General features: G+C 39.6%; 25 protein-coding genes. 22 read left to right on the top strand and 3 right to left on the bottom strand.

Annotated elements, in window-relative coordinates:
* Nucleotides 1-28 precede the first annotated feature (28 nt).
* The 8 genes from JYB65_RS13250 to JYB65_RS13285 all read left to right on the top strand — a co-directional run bounded on the left by JYB65_RS13250 (nucleotide 29) and on the right by JYB65_RS13285 (nucleotide 7536).
* Entirely contained in the window at nucleotides 29-934 is a 906-nt protein-coding gene (locus JYB65_RS13250; protein ID WP_206583166.1) for a stalk domain-containing protein, read from the top strand.
* A 612-nt stretch (nucleotides 935-1546) separates the two neighbouring features.
* Nucleotides 1547-3136, top strand: coding sequence for a peptide chain release factor 3 (locus JYB65_RS13255; protein WP_206583167.1), 1590 nt, complete (start codon nucleotides 1547-1549; stop codon nucleotides 3134-3136).
* Nucleotides 3137-3810: 674 nt separating this feature from the next.
* The gene (locus JYB65_RS13260; protein ID WP_206583168.1) at nucleotides 3811-4257 is read left to right on the top strand and encodes a YopX family protein; all 447 of its coding nucleotides are present in this window, start codon (nucleotides 3811-3813) and stop codon (nucleotides 4255-4257) included.
* Nucleotides 4258-4345: 88 nt separating this feature from the next.
* Nucleotides 4346-4549: a hypothetical protein gene (locus JYB65_RS13265; RefSeq protein ID WP_206583169.1), complete on the top strand. Its 204-nt coding sequence runs from the start codon at nucleotides 4346-4348 to the stop codon at nucleotides 4547-4549.
* 108 nt (nucleotides 4550-4657) lie between these two features.
* On the top strand, nucleotides 4658-4906 hold the full coding sequence (locus tag JYB65_RS13270; RefSeq protein WP_206583170.1) for a hypothetical protein: 249 nt from the start codon (nucleotides 4658-4660) through the stop codon (nucleotides 4904-4906).
* A 73-nt stretch (nucleotides 4907-4979) separates the two neighbouring features.
* Nucleotides 4980-5582, top strand: coding sequence for a pentapeptide repeat-containing protein (locus JYB65_RS13275; protein WP_206583171.1), 603 nt, complete (start codon nucleotides 4980-4982; stop codon nucleotides 5580-5582).
* Nucleotides 5583-5747: 165 nt separating this feature from the next.
* The gene (locus JYB65_RS13280; protein WP_206583172.1) at nucleotides 5748-5996 is read left to right on the top strand and encodes an AbrB/MazE/SpoVT family DNA-binding domain-containing protein; all 249 of its coding nucleotides are present in this window, start codon (nucleotides 5748-5750) and stop codon (nucleotides 5994-5996) included.
* A 349-nt stretch (nucleotides 5997-6345) separates the two neighbouring features.
* A complete protein-coding gene (locus tag JYB65_RS13285; RefSeq protein WP_206583173.1) occupies nucleotides 6346-7536 on the top strand; it encodes an iron-containing alcohol dehydrogenase in 1191 nt (396 codons plus the stop codon).
* A gap of 141 nt (nucleotides 7537-7677) precedes the next feature.
* Here the strand turns inward: JYB65_RS13285 and JYB65_RS13290 are convergent, their stop codons facing one another.
* Nucleotides 7678-8682: a DUF4397 domain-containing protein gene (locus tag JYB65_RS13290; protein ID WP_206583174.1), complete on the bottom strand. Its 1005-nt coding sequence runs from the start codon at nucleotides 8680-8682 to the stop codon at nucleotides 7678-7680.
* A 244-nt stretch (nucleotides 8683-8926) separates the two neighbouring features.
* Here JYB65_RS13290 and JYB65_RS13295 point away from each other — a divergent pair, with 244 nt between their 5' ends.
* The 7 genes from JYB65_RS13295 (at nucleotide 8927) to JYB65_RS13325 (ending at nucleotide 16212) form a co-directional block, all read left to right on the top strand.
* Entirely contained in the window at nucleotides 8927-9220 is a 294-nt protein-coding gene (locus JYB65_RS13295) for a putative ABC transporter permease (protein WP_342366670.1), read from the top strand.
* A gap of 155 nt (nucleotides 9221-9375) precedes the next feature.
* The gene (locus JYB65_RS13300) at nucleotides 9376-10695 is read left to right on the top strand and encodes an SPFH domain-containing protein (protein WP_206583176.1); all 1320 of its coding nucleotides are present in this window, start codon (nucleotides 9376-9378) and stop codon (nucleotides 10693-10695) included.
* A gap of 33 nt (nucleotides 10696-10728) precedes the next feature.
* A complete protein-coding gene (locus JYB65_RS13305; RefSeq protein WP_206583177.1) occupies nucleotides 10729-11298 on the top strand; it encodes a hypothetical protein in 570 nt (189 codons plus the stop codon).
* 42 nt (nucleotides 11299-11340) lie between these two features.
* Entirely contained in the window at nucleotides 11341-11955 is a 615-nt protein-coding gene (locus JYB65_RS13310) for a hypothetical protein (protein WP_206583178.1), read from the top strand.
* A gap of 45 nt (nucleotides 11956-12000) precedes the next feature.
* Nucleotides 12001-12558, top strand: a complete 558-nt coding sequence (locus tag JYB65_RS13315) for a hypothetical protein (RefSeq protein WP_206583179.1) — start codon at nucleotides 12001-12003, stop codon at nucleotides 12556-12558.
* Between the two features lie 155 nt (nucleotides 12559-12713).
* Nucleotides 12714-13871, top strand: coding sequence for a phospholipase D family protein (locus tag JYB65_RS13320; protein ID WP_206583180.1), 1158 nt, complete (start codon nucleotides 12714-12716; stop codon nucleotides 13869-13871).
* Between the two features lie 268 nt (nucleotides 13872-14139).
* Entirely contained in the window at nucleotides 14140-16212 is a 2073-nt protein-coding gene (locus tag JYB65_RS13325) for a methyl-accepting chemotaxis protein (RefSeq protein ID WP_206583181.1), read from the top strand.
* Nucleotides 16213-16351: 139 nt separating this feature from the next.
* Here JYB65_RS13325 and JYB65_RS13330 read toward each other — a convergent pair whose 3' ends face one another.
* The gene (locus tag JYB65_RS13330; RefSeq protein WP_206583182.1) at nucleotides 16352-17053 is read right to left on the bottom strand and encodes a resistance to Congo red protein; all 702 of its coding nucleotides are present in this window, start codon (nucleotides 17051-17053) and stop codon (nucleotides 16352-16354) included.
* 132 nt (nucleotides 17054-17185) lie between these two features.
* Nucleotides 17186-18370 (bottom strand): class I SAM-dependent methyltransferase, encoded by a 1185-nt coding sequence (locus tag JYB65_RS13335; RefSeq protein ID WP_206583183.1) that lies wholly within the window; start codon nucleotides 18368-18370, stop codon nucleotides 17186-17188.
* A gap of 356 nt (nucleotides 18371-18726) precedes the next feature.
* On the opposite strand from JYB65_RS13335, the gene murI reads away from it, so the two are divergent.
* The 7 genes from murI to JYB65_RS13370 all read left to right on the top strand — a co-directional run bounded on the left by murI (nucleotide 18727) and on the right by JYB65_RS13370 (nucleotide 24192).
* Nucleotides 18727-19503, top strand: a complete 777-nt coding sequence (gene murI, locus JYB65_RS13340) for a glutamate racemase (RefSeq protein ID WP_206583184.1) — start codon at nucleotides 18727-18729, stop codon at nucleotides 19501-19503.
* Between the two features lie 14 nt (nucleotides 19504-19517).
* On the top strand, nucleotides 19518-20270 hold the full coding sequence (dapB, locus tag JYB65_RS13345) for a 4-hydroxy-tetrahydrodipicolinate reductase (RefSeq protein ID WP_342366671.1): 753 nt from the start codon (nucleotides 19518-19520) through the stop codon (nucleotides 20268-20270).
* A gap of 30 nt (nucleotides 20271-20300) precedes the next feature.
* On the top strand, nucleotides 20301-20609 hold the full coding sequence (locus JYB65_RS13350; protein ID WP_206583185.1) for a cysteine-rich small domain-containing protein: 309 nt from the start codon (nucleotides 20301-20303) through the stop codon (nucleotides 20607-20609).
* A 14-nt stretch (nucleotides 20610-20623) separates the two neighbouring features.
* On the top strand, nucleotides 20624-21760 hold the full coding sequence (locus tag JYB65_RS13355) for a pyridoxal phosphate-dependent aminotransferase (protein ID WP_206583186.1): 1137 nt from the start codon (nucleotides 20624-20626) through the stop codon (nucleotides 21758-21760).
* A gap of 248 nt (nucleotides 21761-22008) precedes the next feature.
* Complete coding sequence (rplM, locus tag JYB65_RS13360) at nucleotides 22009-22437, top strand: 50S ribosomal protein L13 (RefSeq protein ID WP_206583187.1); 429 nt, start codon at nucleotides 22009-22011, stop codon at nucleotides 22435-22437.
* 18 nt (nucleotides 22438-22455) lie between these two features.
* Nucleotides 22456-22851: a 30S ribosomal protein S9 gene (rpsI, locus tag JYB65_RS13365; RefSeq protein WP_206583188.1), complete on the top strand. Its 396-nt coding sequence runs from the start codon at nucleotides 22456-22458 to the stop codon at nucleotides 22849-22851.
* A gap of 303 nt (nucleotides 22852-23154) precedes the next feature.
* Complete coding sequence (locus JYB65_RS13370; RefSeq protein WP_206583189.1) at nucleotides 23155-24192, top strand: PocR ligand-binding domain-containing protein; 1038 nt, start codon at nucleotides 23155-23157, stop codon at nucleotides 24190-24192.
* Nucleotides 24193-24262 lie beyond the last annotated feature (70 nt).

The raw sequence follows: 24262 nt of genomic DNA on the forward strand, positions 1-24262 counted from the left end.
TTTATTGGGAAAGTGAGGAGAATCTAAAATGAAGAAACAGTTTAAGGGGTTTATCATCGGTTTTATTTTTGCTTGTTTGCTAGTCGTTCCTACCATGGCATTGGCGGATGATATACAGGCACAGTTCAATACGGTTAATATTACTGTAGATGGTAAGAACGCTGTGACGCAGGGGGAAAGCTATCAATTATCAGATGGAAGTGTAGTTCCGTTCAGTATTAATTACAAGGGGACAACCTATCTTCCGGTTCGAAAAGTAAGTGAATTGTTGTCGTTAAGTATTGAGTATGATAACGCAAGTAAAACAGTTCAAATTGTAACAAGTACAAAGGCGACGGATGATAGTTCCAAAACAAATCAGCCTACTACAACAAGTCCAGCTATTTCTGACAAAACAACAACGGATGAAAGCAAGGACAATAGCACGAAGACTACCACAACAAATAACAGTTCAACGCAAGATTTAAAGGTGGCGTCTACGGGATATTCTGTAATCAATGAATGCAGTAATATGACGAATGCTGCAGGGAAAAAGGTACAACAAATTATCGGATTTAACGATGGCAAGAAAATGGACACCGCAACGTCTGATGAAAATATTGTAAAGAGTTGGAGTGCACCTAAATTGAACAGCACCGGTTTCAGCGGTTCAGCTGTATATGAACTTGATTTTGCTTCCAATGGTGTTATCGTAGGAGCTGAAAAAATAAGTGCAAATGTTGAAGCGGCGAAAGCTGAAAAGGCAAATAGCAGAACGTCGGTTACGATGGGAGGCAAGACCTATGCGATATCTGAGAATGCAACGTTCTATAGGGTAACGGATGATGAATACAAACTATTTACAGGAAATCTTAAAGAGAACGATATGATACAGCTCTATGATACAGACAGTTCGAAAGACGGATATGAAATCGTAATTTTCTCTAGACTTTAAAGAAAATTTTAATAGCATACAATACACAAAGAGGGCAGCATCTGCCTTCTTTTTCTTTTATATCCGATAATTGAGGTATATATTTTTGACCTATGTAATATAGTCTTAGGGATTACCACTTTTTGCGACGGTGGTTAGTCCAAGAACGATAGTTTATAGACAGCCATCTAAATGGATAGTTTAGATGGCTGAGCTATTTTTTGTGCATTACTGCAATGCAAGCGGAAACAACGCCAATAATTACAAGTGAATAGTTGAAAAGTTCTTCATATGTAACCATAACATCACCTCCCAAGAGGAAAGCGACCAACCAGCAAGCAGTAATCCCAAGTAAACTATATTTACTATGATATATTCATGTTGATAAGGACATATGTCCGATGTATATAAAATAAATCTGAATAAGTTAAAATTCAAATTTATTTTTATACACTCACGCTGTGAGGCTAAATGGCGGAATTTACTTTTAAAAGAACGAATGCCTAATTTAATCTGTTATTTTTCCTTCAAATATGTTATGATATTTGTGTTTTTGTGCATATTCTAAGGAGTATCACAATTTTGTACGATTAAATCTAGTTTAATATAGAACAATAGAAAGGATGCTATTTCATGGCAAACCAACAACTGATTGAAGAAATTCAGAAGCGTCGCATCTTTGGGATTATTTCTCACCCGGATGCCGGTAAAACGACATTAACAGAAAAACTGCTTTTACATGGCGGAGCCATCCGTGAAGCCGGAACCGTAAAAGGGCGACACAATTCAAAAGCGGCTACTTCTGACTGGATGGAAATTGAAAAACAGCGTGGTATATCCGTCACCTCGTCTGTCATGCAGTTCGAATATAAAGGCAAAGTAATCTCTATCATGGATACACCGGGACATAATGATTTCGGTGAAGATACGTATCGAATCTTAACTTCCGTAGATAGTGCCGTCATGGTGATCGATGGAGCGAAAGGTATCGAAGCGCAGACAAAGAAACTGTTTAAAGTTTGCAGCATGCGTGGGATTCCGATTTTTACGTTTATCAATAAGATGGACCGTGAAGCGATGGATCCGCTTGAATCCATGGAAGAATTAGAAGAAGTATTGGGACTGCCTTCCGTAGCGGTGACTTGGCCGATCGGATGCGGACTAAACTTTCAGGGAATTTACGATCGATTGGAAAATGTAGTTCATCTTTACAAGGTAGGCAAAACCATTGAGCTCGGGAAAGAAGGCGTATTCGGCCCCGAATTGGAAGAACACTTAACCGGGAACAACTTAAAGAACCTTCGTGCTGAAATTGAGCTGATTGAAGGTGCCGGGAATGAGTTTAATTTAGAAGCGATCCAGCACGGAAAATTATCCCCGGTATTTTTCGGTTCGGCTTTAGCAGATTTTGGTGTAACACAGTTCTTAAATCACTTCCTAGCGATGTCTCCTCCTCCGGGCCCGAGAAAAACCACAGAAGGGGAGATTGAGCCGACGGAAGAGGAGTTTAGCGGATTTATTTTCAAAATACAGGCGAATATGAACCCGGCACATCGCGACCGAATTGCATTTCTTCGAATATGCTCCGGTATTTTTCAGCGCGGTATGACGGTTACTCTTACACGAACCGGGAAACCGATCAAATTAAGTCAGTCCACCCAGTTGATGGCGAATGAAAGAGAAACCATCGACAATGCTTTCGCGGGAGACGTGATTGGTATCTATGATACGGGAACCTATCAAATCGGGGACACGCTGACGACGAAAAAAGAATCATTCTTCTTTGAACCGCTTCCGACCTTCCCGCCGGAATTGTTTGCGAGAGTGACACCGAAGAATACGTTAAAAGCGAAGAACTTTCAAAAAGGGGTGCAGCAACTGGCGCAGGAAGGTGCTATCCAAGTGTACCACAATGAATACAACGAAGTGATTATCGGTGCGGTAGGGGCGTTGCAGTTTGAAGTGTTTGAGTATCGCTTAAAGAATGAATACAATTCAGACCTACTGATGGAACCTCTGGATTTTAACGTAGTTCGTTGGCTAAAGACGACGGAACTCAATCATGTAAAAAAGTGTCTGGATTCCAGATGCATGCTAGTATTTGACCACTTTGAACGTCCGCTGGTCCTTTTTGCGAACCAATTTACACTGAACTATTTTATGGAACGCTATAAAGACATCGAATTAGTGGAAGCGTTAAACGTCAACAGTACGTTAACATAGAACAAGAATATAGTAAAAAATAAACGGCGGATTTTTGAATACAAAAAGCTGCCGTTTTTTCTTAAAAAGGGTGAATTGTGGGCTGCAATGACTTTTGCTGAGACCTTCGAACAACTATTTTTCAATAGTTCAACAGAATAATTGCATTTTATTGTAAATATGCTAAAATCATATCGTTAGTTTAATATACATCAATGAAGAGGTCAAAAACAAATGATAATGATTTGGAACCAAAGACAAGTTTTTACTTGCAGTTCCTGGGATAAGTTGTATAGAGCCCGCGAGATCCTTGCGGAGAATAATGTCGAATACACTTATAAAGCAGTTCATCATGATATTCATAGGATCCTTAATCCTGAAAAAGGAAACAAGAGTATATTTGACGAAAATCTTGAATATGATTTGACGTTTTATATTTATGTTCGTGATACAAATTATGAACAGGCTTGTTTCCTATTAAAAAATATATGATTTCTGAATAAAAGAGAGGCAAGGTGAATCCTTGCCTCTTTCATATATATACCTGCCCCATAATCCCTTTCTTTTAATAGATTTTTCAATTTGTTTCAACAATTTCCCAGCTTTAGGCATTTAAATTTAATTAAAGGTTAAAATAAGTTACGACGGAACTACTTCTGAGTAATACTGTTATGAAATAAAAAAGGATGTATGCCATGAGAAATCTTTTATTTAAAGGAAAGAGAGCAGATAATGGAGATTGGGTTGAAGGCATTGGAATATATTATCCTAAATCGCTTAAAAATACGGGAGAATGCTACTTAGAAAGTGCGGAGGATTATTCCGATAAATGGATAAAAGTCATTCCTGAAACCGTCAGTGAGGATATAGGTGTAAAAGATATGGTGAATAATCTAATATTCGAAAACGACTTGATAGAGACCATCGATAATCGCATAAAGGGTATTATAAAGTATGGGCCCTATAAGCAACGCGGTTGGCCTTCCTCTTATGAGTGTGTGAATCAAGGATTTTATATTGATTGGATTGACGATGGTGTAAACTGTTGGAATGACTGGATGCGGCAGGATATTTATTTTTGGAAGGATAAAATCAGAGTGGGAGGCAATATCTTTGACCATCCTGAACTGTTAAGAAAGTAAACGGAGAAAATGAATAAATTGCAAATAAATCAGAGAAAAAATAACATAATAGGTAATGTGAATGGAATGGAGGTTAAAGAGGTTAAATATGAAGACATTTACTTGTCATTGCTTAGATGGACAATTCAAAAGTGTAGATAAAGTCTACGTAAGTTATAGTGATCAATACCCCGCTGAAATACCGTGTATTTACAGACCGAACGGAAAATCAACCTTAAGAAGGATCCGATTAGAGACAAATTATTGCCCAATGTGTGGGGCAAAATTGGAGGAGTTGGCGCCCAAAGCATAGGAAGTAGATCCGGGAATAGGATTATTATGAAATTTGCTGAGATTTATGATATGATACAACAAGAAGGTATTAGAATTCAGTTTGGAATATTTATAAAGAGGAACCATAATGATCATGATTTGGAACCGTAAAGAGGTTTTGGTCGGCTGGTCCATGGAGCAGTTCTATGAGGTGAGACAGATACTGGCAAACAATAAAATCAAATACACCTATAAAGTGGTGAACAACGGTGGAGCCACAAGGGGACGCATGGGCAGATTCGGTGAAAATATGCAATATTCAGTTACTAATTATGTGTATGTACATAAGAAAGATTATGATTATGCTTGTGGATTATTGAGGAACATTCGCTTTTAAAATAGTCATAGCTCATTTTGCTTTGATGGTTTGCCGTCTTTTTTCATACTGTTGTGCAGTTTAGGGGTGTTATATGTTACTAGATAAAATAGCAGAGGCTAAGATAAAGGATATTATGATAGAAGACATGTCTGTTGAAAATGAAACGATCAAAGATGAGGACATTGCGAGCGTTGACTTTCAATCGGTACATTTTATTCAATGCAAATTTGAAGGGTGTAACTTTTCACGTGCGAACTTCCACAGCGTGACTTTTGAGGCATGTGATTTTTCAAATTGCAAATTTAGAAACAGCTATTGGAAAGATGTTGAAGTTCGAGATTGCAAGGCCGATGGGAGTGATTTTAACGAGGCTGTTTTTAAAGAAGTCCAGTTAGAGAAAAGTTCTTTTCGCTATGCAAATTGCGTAAACACTTTATGGGAGCACTGTACTATAACAGAATGCGATTTTAGAGAAGCTTTTATGTCGGAAGTGAAATTAAAGAAGATAGCCTTTAGCAAGGTGGATTTCACACAGGTGGATTTCTTTAAAACCCCATTAAAGGGGATTGATTTGTCCAATTGTACGATTAACGGAATGATGGTCTCCGATACATATAGAGAGCTGAGAGGAGCGAAGGTAAGTATTATTCAGACGATGGAAATTGCGAAGATACTGGGTGTGAAGGTAATATAATTGATCCGCTGCAGAGCAGGGACACAACTTTGTGCTTCATTTATTTTTATATTTTATCCTCATTGAGTTCTATTCTCCGCACTTACCAATAATTACCGGTACGAAAGAGTGAGCATAATTGGTAAAATAGTTTAATGTTATAAATAAAGAATAAGGAGAATGAATATGAAAGCAACTGGAATAGTTAGAAAAATTGATGACCTTGGAAGGATTGTCATTCCAATGGAGCTTCGAAGAACACTGGATATTGATTTGAAAGATCCAATTGAGATTTTTGTCGATGAAGATTTTATCTTATTAAAGAAATATAATCCTGCCTGCTGCATTTGCGGTAGTATGGACGAGCTAGTTAATTTTAATGAGAAGAAAATCTGTAAGAATTGCATCGGAGAATATAAGGGTGAAGAAAAGTAAGGAACGGTACATATCTTAAAGAATGAATTAAAATCGATGGTACATACGATCCTTTTTCAATAGACGATAGTTAGGCTAAAATGGTTTCGGCCAAAGGAAAAAGGATCAGCAATGGGTAATTGTTTGTTAAATAGAAAACAAAATTCGACTTTTTTCACGTGTTATTATAATAAAATGAGATTTTTTTGATAAATTCAGGGAATACTTTTTTGATTCTCACAAAAATTTGCAAATAATAAGTTGCATAAGCGCTAAATGAGGGGTATAATGTATACAAAATAGCTGGATATAGAAGCTATGTTTTTTTTAACGCATTTGTTAAAATATTAACACTAAGGAGGGAAAAAAGATGTCGAGATTTACATTACCAAGAGACTTGTATCACGGAAAGGGTTCTTTAGCAGAACTGAAAAATTTACAAGGTAAGAAAGCCATTTTAGTCGTTGGTGGGGGATCAATGAAGCGTTTTGGCTTTTTAGATAAAGCGATAGCATACCTGAAGGAAGCCGGAATGGAAATAGAGATTTTTGAAAATGTAGAACCGGATCCGAGTGTGGAAACTGTCATGAAGGGTGCGGAGGCTATGAAAAAGTTTGAACCGGACTGGATTATTGCCATGGGCGGAGGTTCCCCGATTGATGCGGCAAAAGCAATGTGGGCATTCTATGAGTACCCTGAGACTACTTTTAACCAGCTCATCATTCCTTTCAACTTCCCTGCATTACGAACAAAGGCAAGATTCTGTGCGATTCCTTCTACGTCCGGTACTGCAACAGAAGTGACTGCGTTCAGTGTAATTACTGATTATGCAAAGGGTATCAAGTATCCTTTGGCAGACTTCAATATTACACCGGATGTCGCGATCGTAGACCCTGAATTGGCAGAGACTATGCCTCCTAAATTAGCGGCTCATACTGGTATGGACGCCATGACTCATGCCATTGAAGCGTATGTTTCCACTCTTCACTGCGATTACACAGACCCTCTTGCATTGCATGCGATTAAGATGGTTCGTGAGTTCTTAAAGAAGTCCTTCGCTGGAGATACAGAAGCAAGAGCAAGAATGCACAATGCTCAGTGTCTGGCAGGTATGGCATTTTCCAATGCCTTACTAGGTATTGTTCACTCTATGGCTCACAAAACAGGAGCAGCATACAGCGGCGGACATATCGTACACGGATGTGCCAATGCGATGTATCTTCCTAGAGTGATTCAGTTTAATGCAAAAAATGAGGAAGCTGCTAAGCGATATGCAGAAATTGCAACGTTTGTTGGACTAGAAGGTTCAACAGATGCTGAATTAGTAGATGCTTTGGTAGCGGACATCAAAGCACTGAATGTCTCTGTAGAAATTCCTTCCTGTATTAAGGAATATGAAGGAGGCATCATTGACGAAGCTGAATTCTTAGAAAAACTTCCGGCAATTGCTGAACTTGCAATCGGAGATGCTTGTACGGGTTCAAACCCTAGAATTCCTGTTCAGGAAGAGATGGAAAAATTATTAAAGGCTTGTTATTACGGTGAAGATGTAAACTTCTAGAAGAAATAAACTCTTTCTGAGCGACACGATTACTAAGGCATTGAATAATAATGATTAAAAACCTCTACAAAAAGAATATGCCCTCTATGGCAGATAATTAACTATCTGTACAAAAAGGGCATATCTCAGGATGTAGAGGTTTTATTTTATATATAGTGAGCTGAATAAGGGTAAAGCGACACTTTTTCTATTGGAAGATATTCCTCCATTTCCTCCCCCGTTGTTAGGAAGGGTGCCATTCCCGTTGTTAGGCAAGGTGCCGTTCCCATTGTTAGGCAAGGTGCCGTTCCCGTTGTTAGGAAGGGTGCTGTTCCCGTTGTTAGGCAAGGTGCCGTTCCCATTGTTAGGCAAGGTGCCGTTCCCATTGTTAGGCAAGGTGCCATTCCCGTTGTTAGGAAGGGTACCGTTCCCGTTGTTAGGCAAGGTGCCGTTTCCATTGTTAGGTAGATTAATATTGCCATTATTCCCTTCCATTCCTTCTAGAGAGATTAGGCTTTGTAAAGGTGGCTCTTCCACAATGATCGCTTCAAGCCCAGGGGCTTCTCCTACAAGCCCTAAGACGTAAAGGGTGTAAGATTTATTTGGTTCAAGGGTAAGGTTAGGAACAGAAAGAACCACGGCAGGAGTACCCATCAATCGCACTTGAAGTGTGCCAGTGGATGGATCAACAGGAATGGATGGCGTTACTTGTCTAAATGGAACATTCCCAAATAATATCGTTCCGTCTGACATAGTGATGTCTACGGAAGGAGCATTGGGAGCTAAATGGGCAAAGCGAACCATCGCTGTAGTGTTATCTGTTGCCTGATTTGATTCCGGAATCTCCAGAAATTCTATATTGTTTAACCTTCCGATTGCTGCAAGGGTAAGAATCTCGTCCGTTGTTAGCGTGACCGTTTGCGTCAGAGCCGGGCGATCATCTGTTCCAGTAGGATAAATCGAAAATTGATGAGGTTCAGCAGTCAGAGGAAAGTAACCGATATATTCGCCGAAAGGAATATTTTTTGAAATTAGCCTAGCATAAGAATAGATATCTACGTTAGGAGCGTCCGGAACTGCATGTAAAAAACGGAAAAAACCTACACTGGGAAGTATATAAGGCTTTGCCTTCGCTTTTTTTTCATAAATTGTATTATAATAATGCATTATTTCACCTCTTTAAATGTATTTAAACTGATTTTGAAAGAATTCATTTCATATATAGTATATGACTCTTATATATATAGGTGAAAAGAGCGGTTTAAAAGCCGGAACTATAAAAGGGAGTGAGGCTGTGATCTATAAAAATATAATTTTGTTTATAATGGGGAGTGGTCTGTATTATCTGCTTGAACTTTTTTGGCGGGGATACTCTCATTGGACAATGGGCATAGTGGGAGGTTTGTCTTTTGTGCTGATAGGTTCAATCAATGAACATTTGTCTTGGAAAACACCATTGTGGAAGCAGGCCGGCATTGGAACTTTGATCATCTTAACATTGGAATTTATAACAGGGTGTATCGTGAATATCTGGCTCGGCTGGCAAATCTGGGATTATTCCGACATGCCTTTTAATCTGCTAGGACAGATTTCACTGCCATTTGCTGGCCTATGGTTTATCCTTTCAGCCTTAGCCATTATTCTGGATGATGTCCTGAGAAGCTTTTTATTCCATGAGCGGTTTGAGGGATATAGGATTTATTAACAATTTCTTCATGAAACTATATTGGAATTTAATACCTAAAATGATATAATCAAACAAGTTTGAGAGAAAGCATTTAAGATCAAGATGAACGTTTAAAATGATAGCAAGTATTGTTAGAAAACTAGACTATATCGAATAATCAGGGGAGGTTTAAGATGGCTATAATAGACGTAGTAAAATATAATGGCACTCCGGATGTGTTTGCGTGGAAATATCCAAGTGAGGAACTCGGAACGTGGTCGCAATTAGTTGTAAATGAATCCCAAGAAGCAATCCTGTTTAAAGATGGAATGGCCTTAGATGTATTTGGCAGCGGACGTTATACACTGGATACACCAAATATTCCTATCCTAAATAATATTGTTAATTTACCTTTTGGTGGGAGATCCCCTTTTGCGGCTGAAGTTTGGTATGTCAATAAAGCATTCTCCTTGGATATTAAATGGGGAACTGCTACACCTATACAAATACAAGATGCAAAATACGGTATTTTTATACCTATTCGGGCAAATGGCGTATTCGGCTTACAGATAAAGGACTCAAAACAGTTCTTGCTTAAACTGGTTGGCACATTATCTTCTTTTAATAAAGCCGATATGGTGAAATTTTTTAGAGGGCTCTATATCACGAAAGTAAAAGATGCTGTTTCGCAATATATTGTGAATAAACAAATCAGTATGCTTGAAATCAATGCTTACATAGATGAACTTTCAAATTTTATGAAAGAGCGCATTGAGCCAACGATGTCGGAATATGGGATCAAATTGGTTAATTTTTATATAAATGACTTAAGTGTTCCGGAGGACGATTCGGCCGTTATAAAGCTTAAAGAAGCATTAGCCAAGAAAGCAGAAATGAATATACTGGGCTACAATTACCAGCAAGAGCGATCATTTGATACGCTTGAGGGCGCCGCTAAAAATCCCGGAGCTGCGGTCTCCCCTCTTATGGGTGCAGGAATTGGGCTTGGTATAGGAGCCGGACTTGGTGAAGCTGTCAGCAATTCATTCGGAACGATAGCCGGTGTAATAAACACAAATGCCGTGAAAGCAAAAGAATGCCCTAATTGCCATACTGTTATGGCAGCTGCGCAGAGGTTTTGCGGAGCATGCGGCTGTGATACGGAGAAAATAGAGGGTAATCAAAAAGAGGTAACTTTCTGCAATGAATGCGGCTGCGAATTAAATCCGAAGATTAAGTTCTGCCCGAACTGTGGGAATAAATATAACCCTTGCCCGAGCTGTGGTGCAGATTTAGAAGAAGGGGCAACCTCTTGCAGCAAATGCGGCTATGATGTGGGAGCACAATGTCCGAAATGTGGAGCGATACTTCCGAGCAAGGTGAAATTTTGTCCGGAATGCGGAGAATCCTTAACTAAGAAATGCCCTAAATGCGATAGTATCATCGAAGGCAACCCTAAATTCTGTCTGGAATGCGGAGAAAAGCTGGTTGCGGATGCAGAAAATGCGCAATAGAGAATTTTAGTACAATAATAGGAGATATTTAGTATGTATTATTCACAGGAGCCACTCAAGACAAATGCTATTATAGGACGAATTCAACTTATATTGGGCGGATTGATTATACTTTTTTTTGGGTCCATTTTAGTTTCGTTTATCGTTAATGGAGAAGATGCCACCATTGACGCATATATATTATTAAGTATAATAATTTATCTTGGGATAAGGCTTTCTAAGGCAGGATATAAACGAGCAGAACTAATTAAAGTTTTCAAGAACTATATGAATAAATTACCAGAAAAATCGATTTACTCTATGGACGACCTTGCTAACGAACTGGGAGATTCCCCTGAAGTGATAAAAGAAAATCTCCAAATGATGATGGAAAAACGATTCTTTTCAGAAAATCTAAAAGGCGCGTATATAAATAAAGAAAAAAATACACTTATTTTTCCTAATTTTATAGAGGAAGAATATGAAGACGACGAAGAATCAGAAAGCGATGATAATCCTGACGAAGAATTTAGGGTATTAAACTGTCCTAACTGTGGTGGCATTAATAGAGTTAAAATAGGTAGGACTCAAGAATGCGAGTTTTGTGGATCATCTATTAATTGACATCTTAAATGAAATAATAGAAAACAATATAGAGGTATAATAATGGATCATTTTAAAAAAAAGTTTACTGGGCGAAAAGCAGCAGCCTTTGTTTTGTTGGTATATGGAGGTTTTTTCATATTCAGTTTTGGAATGGCGAACTCATTTGACAGCGCAACGAGTGATGGTACAAAACTAGTTTGTTCTATATTTACTATACTTGGTATCGTGATGGTTTTTATTGGGAACAGAAAAAGACGTCTGCATAAAAAGTATTCTTCCTATGCAACTATAATTTCGCTGGATCAAACAGGTTCAATACGACGTTATGCAGCTAGTATGGGCGTATCACAGGAAGTAGTAAAAAAAGACCTTCAACGACTAATAGCGAAGAAATATTTTAATGATGCATACATGGATGAACAAGCAAATAGGATTGTTTTCCCTTGGAATAGTGATGATAATGAAACGTACGAGGAGAATGACGAAGAAGACGTGGAAGACTACTCCGAGGAAGAGGCGGAGGAAGACATGGAAGACTACTCCGAAGAAGATACGGAAAAAAATACGGAAAATAAATATACTACCGTGAGCTGCAAAAACTGCGGCGGTATCAATAACGTAATAGTGGGAAAAGTCCACGAGTGTGAATATTGTGGCTCTCCAATTTCACAATAATTTGTTGTCGGTAATAAACAAAACGTATACGAAGGAGGACTGCTAATGGAAAAAAATAATAGAAAAATTGTTACTACGCGCAAATCAGGTGCAACGTTGCAATTAATAGTCGGGGCACTTCTGACACTTGTATTTGGTGTCACAGCCCTCACTGCTTCCTTTGATAATGTGGAGGACGGGGCAGGTTTAGTATTGACATTTTATATCCTCACTGCACTAAGTATAAAGATGATTATTTCTAGCAGACAGAAAAAAGAACTGAATAATAAGGTGGAGAGTTATGTTGCAAGACTAGTGAAGGAGCCTTATGGTTCCATTGATAAGCTTGCCGCCAGCATGGGAACCTCATCTGACGCCGTAAAAAAAGATCTGCAAGAATTAATTAAAAAGAAATACTTTGGGACTGCATACATAGATGAAATAAAAAATAGAATTGTTCTTTTTCCGGATTCGGATAAAGAGGATTACTTTGTAGAAGAAAATAAGCCAGAGCAAAAGGTAGCGTATGCTGCTATAAGCTGCAAAAACTGCGGCGGAATCAATAAGGTAATCGCAGGGGGCGTCCACGAGTGTGATTACTGCGGTTCCCCAATTGAATCATAAGAACCTTTAACAATAACCCCTTAAATGTAAAAAGATATACGAAGGGGTTTTTATTATGCGAAAAATCACTTATCCACACCTTGAATTAATTTTAAATGTATTTTAAATCAACCCCAGCATAATGTTATAAAATCAACAGATATAAGGGGGAGTTCATGTTTTATATACAAGATCCGAGAATTGAGAGTTCATTTTTATTAAATGAAGCGTTATTAGATGCTTGCCGGTATGCTCTTTATGGAGCAGGAACCTATGCTTTTGTGTCTGCAGACGGAATTCAGCTGCTAATGAAAAACAGTGCGTTTGAAGAATTTATGAACGAAGGACATTATTTCTTATTAATGGGAACGGATGAGATTACAAACACCAAATCTTTAAAAAAAGCAGAGCAATTTTGCAGCTTCTATCCGAATCTGACGGTCAGAGCTTTTGTGCATCATACCTCGGGCTCCACCTTTCATCCGAAATTTAGTTGGTTCAAATACGAACAAGGAGGGGTTCTCGTACTGGGTTCGGGCAATCTTACAGCAAAAGGCTTGAGGAGAAATACGGAAGCTTTTGTGGTGCAGCCGCTTGATGAGGCTGAGATCCTGATTATTGAACAAAAATGGAATGAATGGATTGAAAGCTCACAACATTGTATTAAGGAGCTGGATGATCCGGAAGTTGTTCGGAAGGCAGAACAAAACACCAAAAATATGTTCGAAAAAATTATGCAAGTGCAGCCTTATCCGCCTACTCAATCTATTGATAAAGGGAAGATTTCTGGGGATTGGGTCATATCGGGAAAAGCCGGAAGAAATACTATAACAGAAGATGAAGAGGATGCATGGTACTCTGCTGGTGAAAGCAATGTGTTAATTGCAGAAATACCGATTCCTCATGAACGAAAACGGAACCGTTTGATTTCATTCAATATGGAACCTACCTTGGCAAAGAATTTTTTTGATCGTGAACTCGATTCAGAGTACCCGGTTGTTCTGAGGCAGGTAACAGAAAAAGGGGATTTGAAAGAGGTTGAGACAGCGGTTGTGCGTTTAAACTCCGGAGGCAAGTATCAGATAGAACTGGGAGGGACCTATGTAAGAAAATTTTATGAAGAAAATCGTATGATCGGTGTTTTTGTGAAATTATCCGTTCGTACATTCCTTTATATGATGGTTACCCCTGACAGTCCTTACTATCAAGCATTAAAAGAAGAATTGAACAATTATCGATGGGATATGAATCATCTGGTACACTATGAAACCGATGCAGGGACGCTGCAAAGCATGGTCCGTTCATTGCCTGTTTTAGAATATAATAGAATGTAGGTGTCATAAAGGCAGAGCCTGTTTCGAAGAGAATGGGTTCTGCCTTTCTTGCTTTCAGGTGCCTAACAGTTGAAAAAGTCATAGTTTTTTAAGCCGTTTTAACCTCCGAAAGGTAAAGGGTAATTTTCCTTAATAAATTTTGTAAATTATAAACAAATTTTTAAAAAATCAATTTATTTGGCTCAAAAAGTATTACAATAGAATTGACTGATTTTTTATTTTTTTATGACAATTTTGTAAAATGTAGTTTAGAAAGGAATACAGAACTATGAAAAACACATTTGACGAACCCATAAAGGGGAAGACACATAACCGCAATTTATTCAATCTAAAAAGTATTCGAGCGAAAATTATGATTTTTATTGGGGGTGTCGCCATCTTGGCGATGATTCTATCGGCTATTGTAACGATCCACAATGTAACCGGCACCGTCATGGATAATGAAGAATACATATCCGCTTTATCGACAGAAGCGGTAGCGGGAGATATGGATCAATATTTTGAAAAGTATCTGACGATTGCACAGCAGATGGCGGTGGACAGCGGGGTCAGCGGTATTCTTTCAGACGGCGTTACCAGTCAAAATTTTAAGGCAAATGATAAATACGCCGGCGTTTACAAGACTTTAAAGCAGACCATGGACAGCGATCCGGAAAATATTCTTTCCGCCTATATTGCGGCAATAAACTCGGACTTGGCGTTTGACGGAGGAGATTGGGTCGCGGATCCCGGATTTAATTTAAGTGAGAAAAGCTATTGGTTTAAGGATCAGACCAATATAGCTAAAGGATATATTATAACCGAACCGTATCAGGATGTGGATACCGGAGAAATGGTGATCACGATTTCTGCCCCGGTGTATGATCTGTCAGGCTCAAGCGTGATCGGTATTGCCGGAATAGACGTCGAGATCACCACCCTATGTACGTTGGTTCTAAGTGCAGACAGCACCTATCCAAATGCCTATAAAGTGTTAATCTCTTCGGAAGGATATGTTCTGGCCCACAAGGATCCTGATAAACTGTTAGCGCCAGCCAGTGAGATCGGGCTTGGCAAAGAAATGGTGGATCAGATCAACAAACCGGATGGGTCTGTTGTAGCGTTTAGTGACAATGGGGAGAAAAGCTTCGGTGTGGTGAAATCCACGGATGATGCAGAGTGGAAGGTTGCTCTGATTGTACCTGAAGAGGACTTTATGAAGGTAGCAAATCATAGCAGACAGGCGATAGTTATCATTTATATGGGATCGATCGTTCTTTTGTTCGCGGCGATCTATTTTGTGACAAAAAGTATCATCGCTCCGCTAAAAAAACTAACGAAAATTACAGATGAACTGGCAAAAGGGAATCTGGAGATGAAAATTGAAATGAACTCAACGGATGAAGTGGGACAGCTGGCTGATTCGATGAAAAGCTTGGTGGTACGGCTAAATCAATATATTCATTACATAGATGAAGTTTCGGGTGCGCTGGATATGTTTGCAGCGGGACAGTTGAACATAGAATTAAAGCAGAACTACGATGGTGAGTTTGCGAAGATAAAGACGTCGCTCTTACAGGTTTCAGAAGTCTTTACCGGAACGATTGGACAGATTATTGAAACCTCTAACCAAGTGGCGGGTGGTTCCAATGAGATTTCGAATGCGGCGCAGACGCTCGCGCAAGGGGCAGCAAATCAAGCCAGCGCTACAGAAGAATTAACGGCTACCATTAATGATTTGTCGGAGCATGTTTCGCGGAATGCAAACAATGCAATGGTTGCAGCGGAACAGGCCCGAACCGTCGGAGTTACTGCGGATGAGAGCAATAAACAGATGAGCGAAATGATGGATGCCATTTCAGATATCAACGAAAAATCATCAGAAATAAGTAAAATCATTAAGGTGATTGAGGATATCGCTTTTCAGACCAATATTCTTGCGCTCAATGCTGCCGTTGAAGCGGCAAGAGCGGGAAACGCAGGAAAAGGCTTTGCGGTAGTCGCCGATGAAGTGAGAAATCTTGCAAGCAAATCTGCGGACGCGGCGAAGGAGACGACACTATTGATTGAAGAAACCATTAAATCCGTTAAAAACGGAACAGACAGTGCCAATCTTATGGGAGAGATGCTCGGACAAGTGATCCAAGGGGTATCTCAGACCGTAGAACGAATCAACGAAATCTCGGCAGCCTATGTGGAGCAGGCTACGGCCTTAAAGCAGACCTTAAATGGCGTGGACCAAATCAGCTCCGTTGTTCAGACTAATGCAGCAACGGCAGAGGAAAGTTCTGCGGCAAGCGGCGAATTGTCCAGACAGGCACATCAATTGAATTCGGTTGCGGAGCAATTTAGAATAAGCTAAATCAAAAGAATAACCGAGGTACCCTAATAAGAGGGGTGACCTCGGTTTTCATTATGTTAGTATATTATATAGGAAATATCGCTTGCTATATTGACGGAATATCACCAAAAGCTACGGCTAAAACGCGATCGAATGCATGCTATTCTTCTGTCGATGCAGCAGCATTAGTAGTTTTTGGAGTTTCGCCCGAAGCTTTCATGGACATAATGGTGATTTCCATAGCAGTCTTTCCGTCTTCATCAAGGGTAACCGCTATGACGTCACCTTCTTTCAGATCTGAACGTGTAGCAGATGTATCACTGGTGTCTCCTTGCGCTTTCATGTAAGTGATAGAGGTACTATCAGAAACCGTTATCGTTAATTTGTCTCCGGTTAGCGCAATCATGGATTTGCCGGGGCCGCCCGCATGAATACCAGAGCCGGATGTGCCGTTTGCCGGGGCATTATTCCCCGATGGAGGATTGCCTTCACTACCGCCTGACGGAGAATTGCCTCCATTATCCCCTGACGGAGGATTGCCTTGCGGAGGTGTGTTGCCCTGTGAATCTCTTCCTTGAGGTGCCTGACCGTCGTTTGGAGCTAGGACAGCACTCCCAGATGAGTCTTCAGGCGGAGTTTGACCGGAACGATCACCGGAAGGTGTTTTCTGATCCATTGTACCTAATGCCAAAACGATCTCCGAATCACTAATGGATAAAATTTGGCCATATTGAATTCCGTCGACTGCTTTTTTTGTGTTTGAGCCATTGGAATCCGTTTCCGCTTGCGAGGAACCACATCCTGATAATACCATGGCCGTTACTAACGAACCTACTAAAATACAACTTACTAATTTTTTCATTAACCTTTCCTCCTCTTGAAATAAACGATCGACAAAAGTTTGCGCTGTATAACCTTGTCTGTGAATAAACTCATTATATTTTTCAATTGCAAACGTTTTGTGTGTATTGTGAGGAGAATAGGAGAAAATTTCCTAATGTTGGTATAAATAATCTCTGGTTAATGGTAGAGAATTGTTTACACCCTTTGAAAATAGGATTTGATGCAGATCAATCATCCCGTTATTAAAGGATGCTGCGCAGGAGCACAGGTACAGTTCCCACATACGAATAAATTTTTCATCAAATCTTGTTTTAATCGTGTCCAGATTGGCTTCAAAGTTATTGTACCAATGCAGTAACGTTTTTACATAATGCCTTCGCAGACTTTCAGCCCCGATGGTATAAAAATCGTGGTCAAAAGAGATGCTGATAATTTCTCTGAGACTAGGAATCGTGCCGCCTGGGAATATATATTTCTTAATCCACGGATCGCCCGCATTTTCTTTTTTTCCACTGATATAGTGGAGAAGGAATAACCCTTCGGGTTTCAAAACCTTGCTGGCGCAATCCATAAACAATTCATAATTCGATCTGCCCACATGTTCTAACATGCCGACACTGACAACTCGATCGAAGGTCAGGTCGGATTTTTTCAGATCTCTATAATCCATGATTTTAACATCCAGATAATCTTCTAGGCCCTCTTCTTTAATTCTTTTTTTAAATTCAGCGGCTTGTTCGGTACTTAAAGTAATGCCTAAGCCGTGAATGTTATATTTTTTTGCGGCCTCGATTAAGAGGAACCCCCATCCGCAGCCAATATCCAAAAGACTCATACCTTCCTTTAGATTTAGCTTTTTAAGGGTATAATCTACCTTGTTTACTTGGGCTTGATAAAGCGTATCCTCATCCTTTTCAAAATAGGCACAAGAATAACTAAGTGTTTCGTCAAGCCAAAGCTTGTAGAAATCATTTCCGATGTCATAATGGGATGTGACTTCTTTTTTCTGGTTGGAAGCAGAGGTGGAAGTATGAATAAGCTTGCTCATGGCTTTATGATCCACCTTAAACTTATCAAATCGACTCATAACACAGTCCAGGGCAGTATAGAGATCCCCTTCTATCTCGATAGCTTTTTCCATATAGGCTTCCCCCAGCGCCAAGGAGGTGCTTTTCAGCAGGTCAGCTTTATTGATATCTTTGTTGATATGGACTGTAAACTGCGGAGAACCGTCTCCGATTATGAAACTGTCTTTCCCCATTAGATCTACCTTAAATGGTACTTTGTCAATTTGCTCAAAGGACTTTTTAAGTATGTTTTTCTCTATGCTCAGCATAAATTATCACCTCGATTTTCAATTACTTAATCAATACTTATTATATATACTAGTCCTACAATTATTCTTTTTCAACCCATCTAGTTCAAAAAAATAGAATAAGTGGAATGAAATGTGTAAATTTGCCATAATAATAGGAGTTAACATTTACGATAACTTGAAAAAGTGGTAAAATAAAAAGCAATGAAAATTTTATATAGGTAAGTAAAAGAGATGAATTTGGAAAAACTGTTTAAGATTACAGCAAGCTTTGATTTCTTAGGGTTTTTTCAGTAGGCTAATACTTAATATTTACATAAATAATATTACGTAACACTGATAATTATGCAGAATGTTAAAGAATTTAGGTAGAGAGAATGGACAAAAACGATAACCCAATAGCCTTTTTAGATTCAGGCGTTGGCGGCATCAGCGTGCTGAATGAGGCGTTAAAAATAATGCCGAATGAAAACTATATCTTTTTTGGAGATTCGGTAAACGCTCCTTACGGTACGCGGACTACAGAAGAAGTAAGGGCATTGACCGAAAAAAACGTGGAGTTCCTGCTTGAACGCGGATCCAAAGCCATTGTAATTGCTTGTAATACAGCTACCAGTGCTGCAGCAGATTATTTGAGAAATAAATATAAGCAAGTTCCGATTATCGGTGTAGAACCGGCTTTAAAGCCCGCTGCATTGAATAATAAAGGGGGCAAAGTCCTTGTAATGGCTACGCCAATGACCTTAAAAGAAAGAAAATTTAACAAATTAATGCAACAATATCAAGAAGTTGCTCAGATTATTCCGGTTCCCTGCGGCGGACTCATGGAATTTGTGGAACAAGGCATTCTTGATGGTTCGGAATTGGAAGAATTTTTATATTCTATGCTGACCGAAGACATAAGAACTCAAACGGGTGCGATCGTACTGGGCTGTACTCATTACCCCTTTATTAAAGATACCATAACGAAGGTAATCGGATATCCGATTGAAATTTATGATGGTGGAATGGGTACGGCAAAACAGCTTCAAAGAACGCTGGAAAGAAGTAAACTGCTGCGGAAAAGTGATTCGATCGGCCAGGTTGAAGTCATCAACACACTGGATAGTGAGCGTATGATAACGTTATCGGAGAAATTATTGATGAAAGAATAAGATGAGAGGGTACGATGATGAAAGTGATTGTTACAGGGCCAAAAGGCAAAATGGGCAGCTTGATTGTAAAGGCAGCACATGAAAATGAAAAGGTGGAACTGGTAGGTGTGGTAGGACCTAAAGAGCGCAGCTATATTGGACAGGATGCAGGTGTAGTGACAGGATTGGGCATGCCGATAGGCGTATTGGTGTATGATAATATAGAAGAGATTATTGACGATTGCGATGTGGTCATTGACTTTTCTACAGTAACGTTATCAATGGAGGTCCTAGCGGCTTGTATCAAGCATAAAAAGGCTCTGGTTTGCGGTACAACCGGCTTTACGAAAGAGCAGGAGCAGCAATTTTTAGAAGGCAGCGGTCAGGCTCCTTTACTAAAGGCAGCGAATACCTCTTATGTGACGAATGTGATGAAAAAACTGCTCGCTTTAGCGGCAGAGGCACTAGGGGATAAAGCCAAAATAGATATCATCGACATGCACGATGCAAAAAAGGTAGATGCCCCAAGCGGCACATCTAAGGATTTTGCGATAGAAATGGCGGAAGCATCCGGCAAAAGTTTAGACGAAATCACACATCACTCCGTTCGTTCAGGAGATATCTCCAGCTACCATAATGTCGTCTTCGGATGCATGGGTGAGCGATTGGAAATCACGCATAACGCATACAACTTCGGCTGCTATGCCATTGGCGCCGTAGATGCGGCCCTGTTTTTAGAGGGCAAGCCAAATGGGTTATATAGCATGCAGGATGTTATAGGCATTTAAAAGGACGGATAAGAAACTTGGAGGGAAGCTATGAAAGATCAAACAAAAGATGGTGGCGTGCCGGAACAGGCTCCTTACTGGGAAGGGAAAAACTACGCATTTTTTAATCATAAATCATGTGAGTTTTTCCCATGTCACAAAACGGAAGACCCTGATAACTTTAACTGCTTATTTTGTTATTGCCCGCTTTATGCGCTAAAAGATAAGTGCGGCGGTAATTTCGTTTATAGTAAAAACGGCATAAAGGATTGCAGCAATTGCAGACTTCCGCATGAAAGAAAAAATTATGGCTATGTTGTGGGAAAGTTTAATGAAATTTTAGAAATCACAAAACTGTAAGATTTGGAGACAAGATGAAGAACTTAATGAACCAGCAAGTGTTGCGCATTGAAAAAAGCGGTATCAGAAAGTTTGGTGAATGGGCATCACAAACCGAAGGCTGTATGTATCTGACTTTGGGAGAACCGGATTTCGATACACCTGAGGTGATTAAGGAAGCCGCGAAGAAAGGGTTAGACTTGGACATGACCCATTATCCGCCGGGAGCCGGAATTGCCAGCTTGAGAGAAAAGATATCAGACTTTGAAGAAGCACATTGTGGCTTGAAGTATTCTCCGCAGGAAATCATTGTAACAGATGGGGCAACCGAAGCGATTGCGTCTATTCTAGTAGCCGTGATGAATCCGGGAGATGAAGTGATTGTGCCTATTCCTGCATTTGGGCTTTACAGAGCGTTGATCGAAATGCACGGCGGAAAATGCGTGACGATTGACACCGCCGAAACGAATTTTCAAATGACCAAAGAGCAATTGGAGGCCGCTTTATCTCCTAAGACAAAATGCTTGGTATTAAATTCACCCAATAATCCAACAGGGGCAGCATTTTCGGATGAAACCTTGGATATGATTTACCAGGTGGTGAAGGATAAAGACTTATTTATTCTTTGTGATGACGTTTACAACCGAATTCTTTATACGGAGAATTACAGCAGTTTTTCAAAATATCAGGATATTCGGGAAAAAATCATCATCGCACAGAGTTTCTCAAAACCGTATTCGATGACGGGATGGAGAGTTGGCTATATTATGGCGGACATGCCTGTAGCGGAGGAAATTTTTAAAGTGCATCAATATACCGTATCCGGAATTTCGCACTTTAGTCAGCTTGCTTGCATAGAGGCACTGGACTATGATATTTCCGAGATGACAGCTACTTATTTAAAGAGAATGGAATATGTATATGGCAGGCTGGTTGCTATGGGAATGGATGTAAATCGGCCTCAAGGAGCTTTCTATATATTCCCGTCTATAAAAAAATATGGGATGGATTCGCTGACTTTTTGTCAACGACTGGTATTGGAGCAAAAGGTGGCACTGACACCGGGCAGTTGCTTCGATGCCGATGATTACGTACGAATTTCCTACTGCTATAGTGATGAAGACTTGAAAAAGGCACTGGATGCATTGGAACAATTTATAAATTCTCTATAAAGCCTGAACTTTCAAGAATTCTAAGCGAAACTTTAATAGAAATTTCTTGACTTGTATCGGCAAAAAGTGTAAACTAATCGTGCACTGTGTGTAAAAGTGCCTATTTTGATTGTCAGAGACTCTTATCATAGGAGTTTTTCACATAAGGGTGCAGGCTGGAAATGACCGGCCGTGGCCCGCAACGTTATAATCGAGATATCCGAAAGTGATTGGATGAATTCCAATTTTAGTAGGTGGGGAGGTAAGAAATGAAATCATTTATTGCGAAGCCTCAAGAAGTGGAACATAAGTGGTATGTAATCGATGCTGAGGGTAAGACTCTTGGTAGATTAGCATCCGAAGTTGCTTCAATTCTTAGAGGAAAGAAAAAGCCGATCTACACGCCGCACGTTGACACTGGTGACTATGTTATCGTTATCAACGCTGAGAAGGTAGAAGTAACCGGTAAAAAGAGAAAAGAAAAGATCTACAAGAGACATACTGGATATCCAGGTGGCTTGAGAGAGATAACTTTTGAAAAGTTACAGGCAAGAAGACCAGAAGAAATCATTAGACATGCTGTCAAAGGCATGATGCCAGATGGTAAACTTGGCAGATTGATGTACAAGAAGCTTAAGGTTTATGCAGGTTCACAACATGATCATGCAGCTCAAAAACCTGAAGTTTGGGAATTTTAGGAAGGGGAGGAATAGACAATGGCAAAGATTCAATATCAAGGAACAGGTAGAAGAAAGTCTTCAGTTGCTAGAGTTCGGTTAATCCCTGGAAAAGGTGATATCATCGTTAACAAGAAGCCGCTGGACGATTATTTTGGAATGGAAATCTTAAAGAGAGAAGTTAGAAGACCTTTTACGGTTGCTGGTTGTGAAGGCAAGTTTGACGTAATCGCTACTGTACAGGGTGGTGGATCTACAGGTCAGGCTGGTGCTTTAAGACACGGTATTTCAAGAGCTCTTTGCGTAGCTGATAAAGAAGCTTTCAGAGCTGCTCTTAAGGCTATCGGATTCTTAACAAGAGATCCAAGAATGAAGGAAAGAAAGAAGTACGGTTTAAAGAAGGCAAGAAAAGCCTCACAGTTCTCCAAGAGATAATCTTTCTGACCAATCAAAACAGATTAAAAACACCCATGAGCGATTGCTTGTGGGTTTTTTATTTGGACAAAAATCAATTTGCTGGAAACTCCATAGCGTATTTTAGCGATCTACTGAAATTTTAATAGAAATAAAACAAACTTTGCAGTATAATGGAAAAATGAAACGGATTTTAATTTATAAATAAGAAGGCTGGTGTTGTTTGGATTCAGATAAAATTTACAAAAATTTGGGATTAAAGGTATCTACTCATTTTAATATAGCTTTGGTGTTAGCACAGTATCATTCGAGAGGAGAATAGATATGATAAACATAATGGACGGACACATTGATTTAAAAAGTTTGGAGATTGAAGATATTATTGATGTAGATGTACTGCAAAAATTCTTAGATAATTTTGCTATCGGTATGAATTGTGCCGCTGTTTCCGTTAATCGAAAAGGGGAGGAAGTTACTAGCCCAAGCCATTATCGTAGTTTTTGTAAAGATTTTATTCACTCCAGCACATTGGGTGATAACCGTTGTGCAGTCTGTCATAACCAAATGGGGGAAGAAGCCATCAAATTAGGACGCCCTTATATTGGATCTTGCCATGCAGGACTGATAGATTTTGCCGCTCCTATTATCATTAAGGGCGAGCATATAGGGACGGTACTAGGAGGACAGATCCTATCCAACAAACCCATTGAAAGCAATATAAAGAAAGTTGCTAAAGAGCTTAATCTTCCAGACGAAGATTTATGGGATGCAGCTCAAGGAATTGACATAGTAGCTAGAGATAACATTGCGGCAGCAGCAGAAGTGCTGTTTGTAGTGGTTGGGACACTTGCAGAAAACGGATACAAGAGAATCGAAATGGAACTGTTGTCAAAGGCTTTAGCAGATAGCTTCATTCAAATTTCAGGCACCATAGGTATGCTTGCAGAATCGGCAGCTAATATCTCCGCGAGTCAATCTGACTTGGGTGATGAGATCGCAGAAGTAAGTAACGTGACAAAAGAGATTTCCAGCGTCTTAAAAGAAATTGCAAAGGTTGCGGATAAGACGAAACTGATCGGATTAAATGCTTCTATTGAAGCAGCACGTTTAGGCAATGACGGAAGAGTGTTCTCGGTAGTTGCGGAGGAAATTCGTAGTTTAGCTGAAAATTCCAAACAAACTGCATTGCAAATAGATGTTCTAAACAATCAAATTTTGCAGAAAATTGAGACCACTATTCACAACTCAGATAAAACATTAGGTATCACACAAGAGCAATCTGCAGCGATGGAAGAGTTGTCAGCGACGATTCACAATCTGGTCGAGCTTGCGGAGGGTCTAAATAGCTTGTTTGTTGAATAATAAAATACATAGAAATTAAAATAGATGGAGAGAACTCCATCTATTTCTTTAGGTTAAAGCAATTTTATGC

Source organism: Clostridium aminobutyricum (genome assembly GCF_017255415.1).
Taxonomy (GTDB): Bacteria; Bacillota; Clostridia; order Peptostreptococcales; family Anaerovoracaceae; genus Aminipila; species Aminipila aminobutyrica.

What these genes read in the sequence shown, in the direction of transcription:
- JYB65_RS13250 (WP_206583166.1), top strand. Translation starts at nt 29, where the DNA reads ATGAAGAAACAGTTTAAGGGGTTTATCATCGGTTTTATTTTTGCTTGT.
- JYB65_RS13255 (WP_206583167.1), top strand. Translation starts at nt 1,547, where the DNA reads ATGGCAAACCAACAACTGATTGAAGAAATTCAGAAGCGTCGCATCTTT.
- JYB65_RS13260 (WP_206583168.1), top strand. Translation starts at nt 3,811, where the DNA reads ATGAGAAATCTTTTATTTAAAGGAAAGAGAGCAGATAATGGAGATTGG.
- JYB65_RS13265 (WP_206583169.1), top strand. Translation starts at nt 4,346, where the DNA reads ATGAAGACATTTACTTGTCATTGCTTAGATGGACAATTCAAAAGTGTA.
- JYB65_RS13270 (WP_206583170.1), top strand. Translation starts at nt 4,658, where the DNA reads ATGATCATGATTTGGAACCGTAAAGAGGTTTTGGTCGGCTGGTCCATG.
- JYB65_RS13275 (WP_206583171.1), top strand. Translation starts at nt 4,980, where the DNA reads ATGTTACTAGATAAAATAGCAGAGGCTAAGATAAAGGATATTATGATA.
- JYB65_RS13280 (WP_206583172.1), top strand. Translation starts at nt 5,748, where the DNA reads ATGAAAGCAACTGGAATAGTTAGAAAAATTGATGACCTTGGAAGGATT.
- JYB65_RS13285 (WP_206583173.1), top strand. Translation starts at nt 6,346, where the DNA reads ATGTCGAGATTTACATTACCAAGAGACTTGTATCACGGAAAGGGTTCT.
- JYB65_RS13290 (WP_206583174.1), bottom strand. Translation starts at nt 8,682, where the DNA reads ATGCATTATTATAATACAATTTATGAAAAAAAAGCGAAGGCAAAGCCT.
- JYB65_RS13300 (WP_206583176.1), top strand. Translation starts at nt 9,376, where the DNA reads ATGGCTATAATAGACGTAGTAAAATATAATGGCACTCCGGATGTGTTT.
- JYB65_RS13305 (WP_206583177.1), top strand. Translation starts at nt 10,729, where the DNA reads ATGTATTATTCACAGGAGCCACTCAAGACAAATGCTATTATAGGACGA.
- JYB65_RS13310 (WP_206583178.1), top strand. Translation starts at nt 11,341, where the DNA reads ATGGATCATTTTAAAAAAAAGTTTACTGGGCGAAAAGCAGCAGCCTTT.
- JYB65_RS13315 (WP_206583179.1), top strand. Translation starts at nt 12,001, where the DNA reads ATGGAAAAAAATAATAGAAAAATTGTTACTACGCGCAAATCAGGTGCA.
- JYB65_RS13320 (WP_206583180.1), top strand. Translation starts at nt 12,714, where the DNA reads ATGTTTTATATACAAGATCCGAGAATTGAGAGTTCATTTTTATTAAAT.
- JYB65_RS13325 (WP_206583181.1), top strand. Translation starts at nt 14,140, where the DNA reads ATGAAAAACACATTTGACGAACCCATAAAGGGGAAGACACATAACCGC.
- JYB65_RS13330 (WP_206583182.1), bottom strand. Translation starts at nt 17,053, where the DNA reads ATGAAAAAATTAGTAAGTTGTATTTTAGTAGGTTCGTTAGTAACGGCC.
- JYB65_RS13335 (WP_206583183.1), bottom strand. Translation starts at nt 18,370, where the DNA reads ATGCTGAGCATAGAGAAAAACATACTTAAAAAGTCCTTTGAGCAAATT.
- murI (WP_206583184.1), top strand. Translation starts at nt 18,727, where the DNA reads ATGGACAAAAACGATAACCCAATAGCCTTTTTAGATTCAGGCGTTGGC.
- dapB (WP_342366671.1), top strand. Translation starts at nt 19,518, where the DNA reads ATGATGAAAGTGATTGTTACAGGGCCAAAAGGCAAAATGGGCAGCTTG.
- JYB65_RS13350 (WP_206583185.1), top strand. Translation starts at nt 20,301, where the DNA reads ATGAAAGATCAAACAAAAGATGGTGGCGTGCCGGAACAGGCTCCTTAC.
- JYB65_RS13355 (WP_206583186.1), top strand. Translation starts at nt 20,624, where the DNA reads ATGAAGAACTTAATGAACCAGCAAGTGTTGCGCATTGAAAAAAGCGGT.
- rplM (WP_206583187.1), top strand. Translation starts at nt 22,009, where the DNA reads ATGAAATCATTTATTGCGAAGCCTCAAGAAGTGGAACATAAGTGGTAT.
- rpsI (WP_206583188.1), top strand. Translation starts at nt 22,456, where the DNA reads ATGGCAAAGATTCAATATCAAGGAACAGGTAGAAGAAAGTCTTCAGTT.
- JYB65_RS13370 (WP_206583189.1), top strand. Translation starts at nt 23,155, where the DNA reads ATGATAAACATAATGGACGGACACATTGATTTAAAAAGTTTGGAGATT.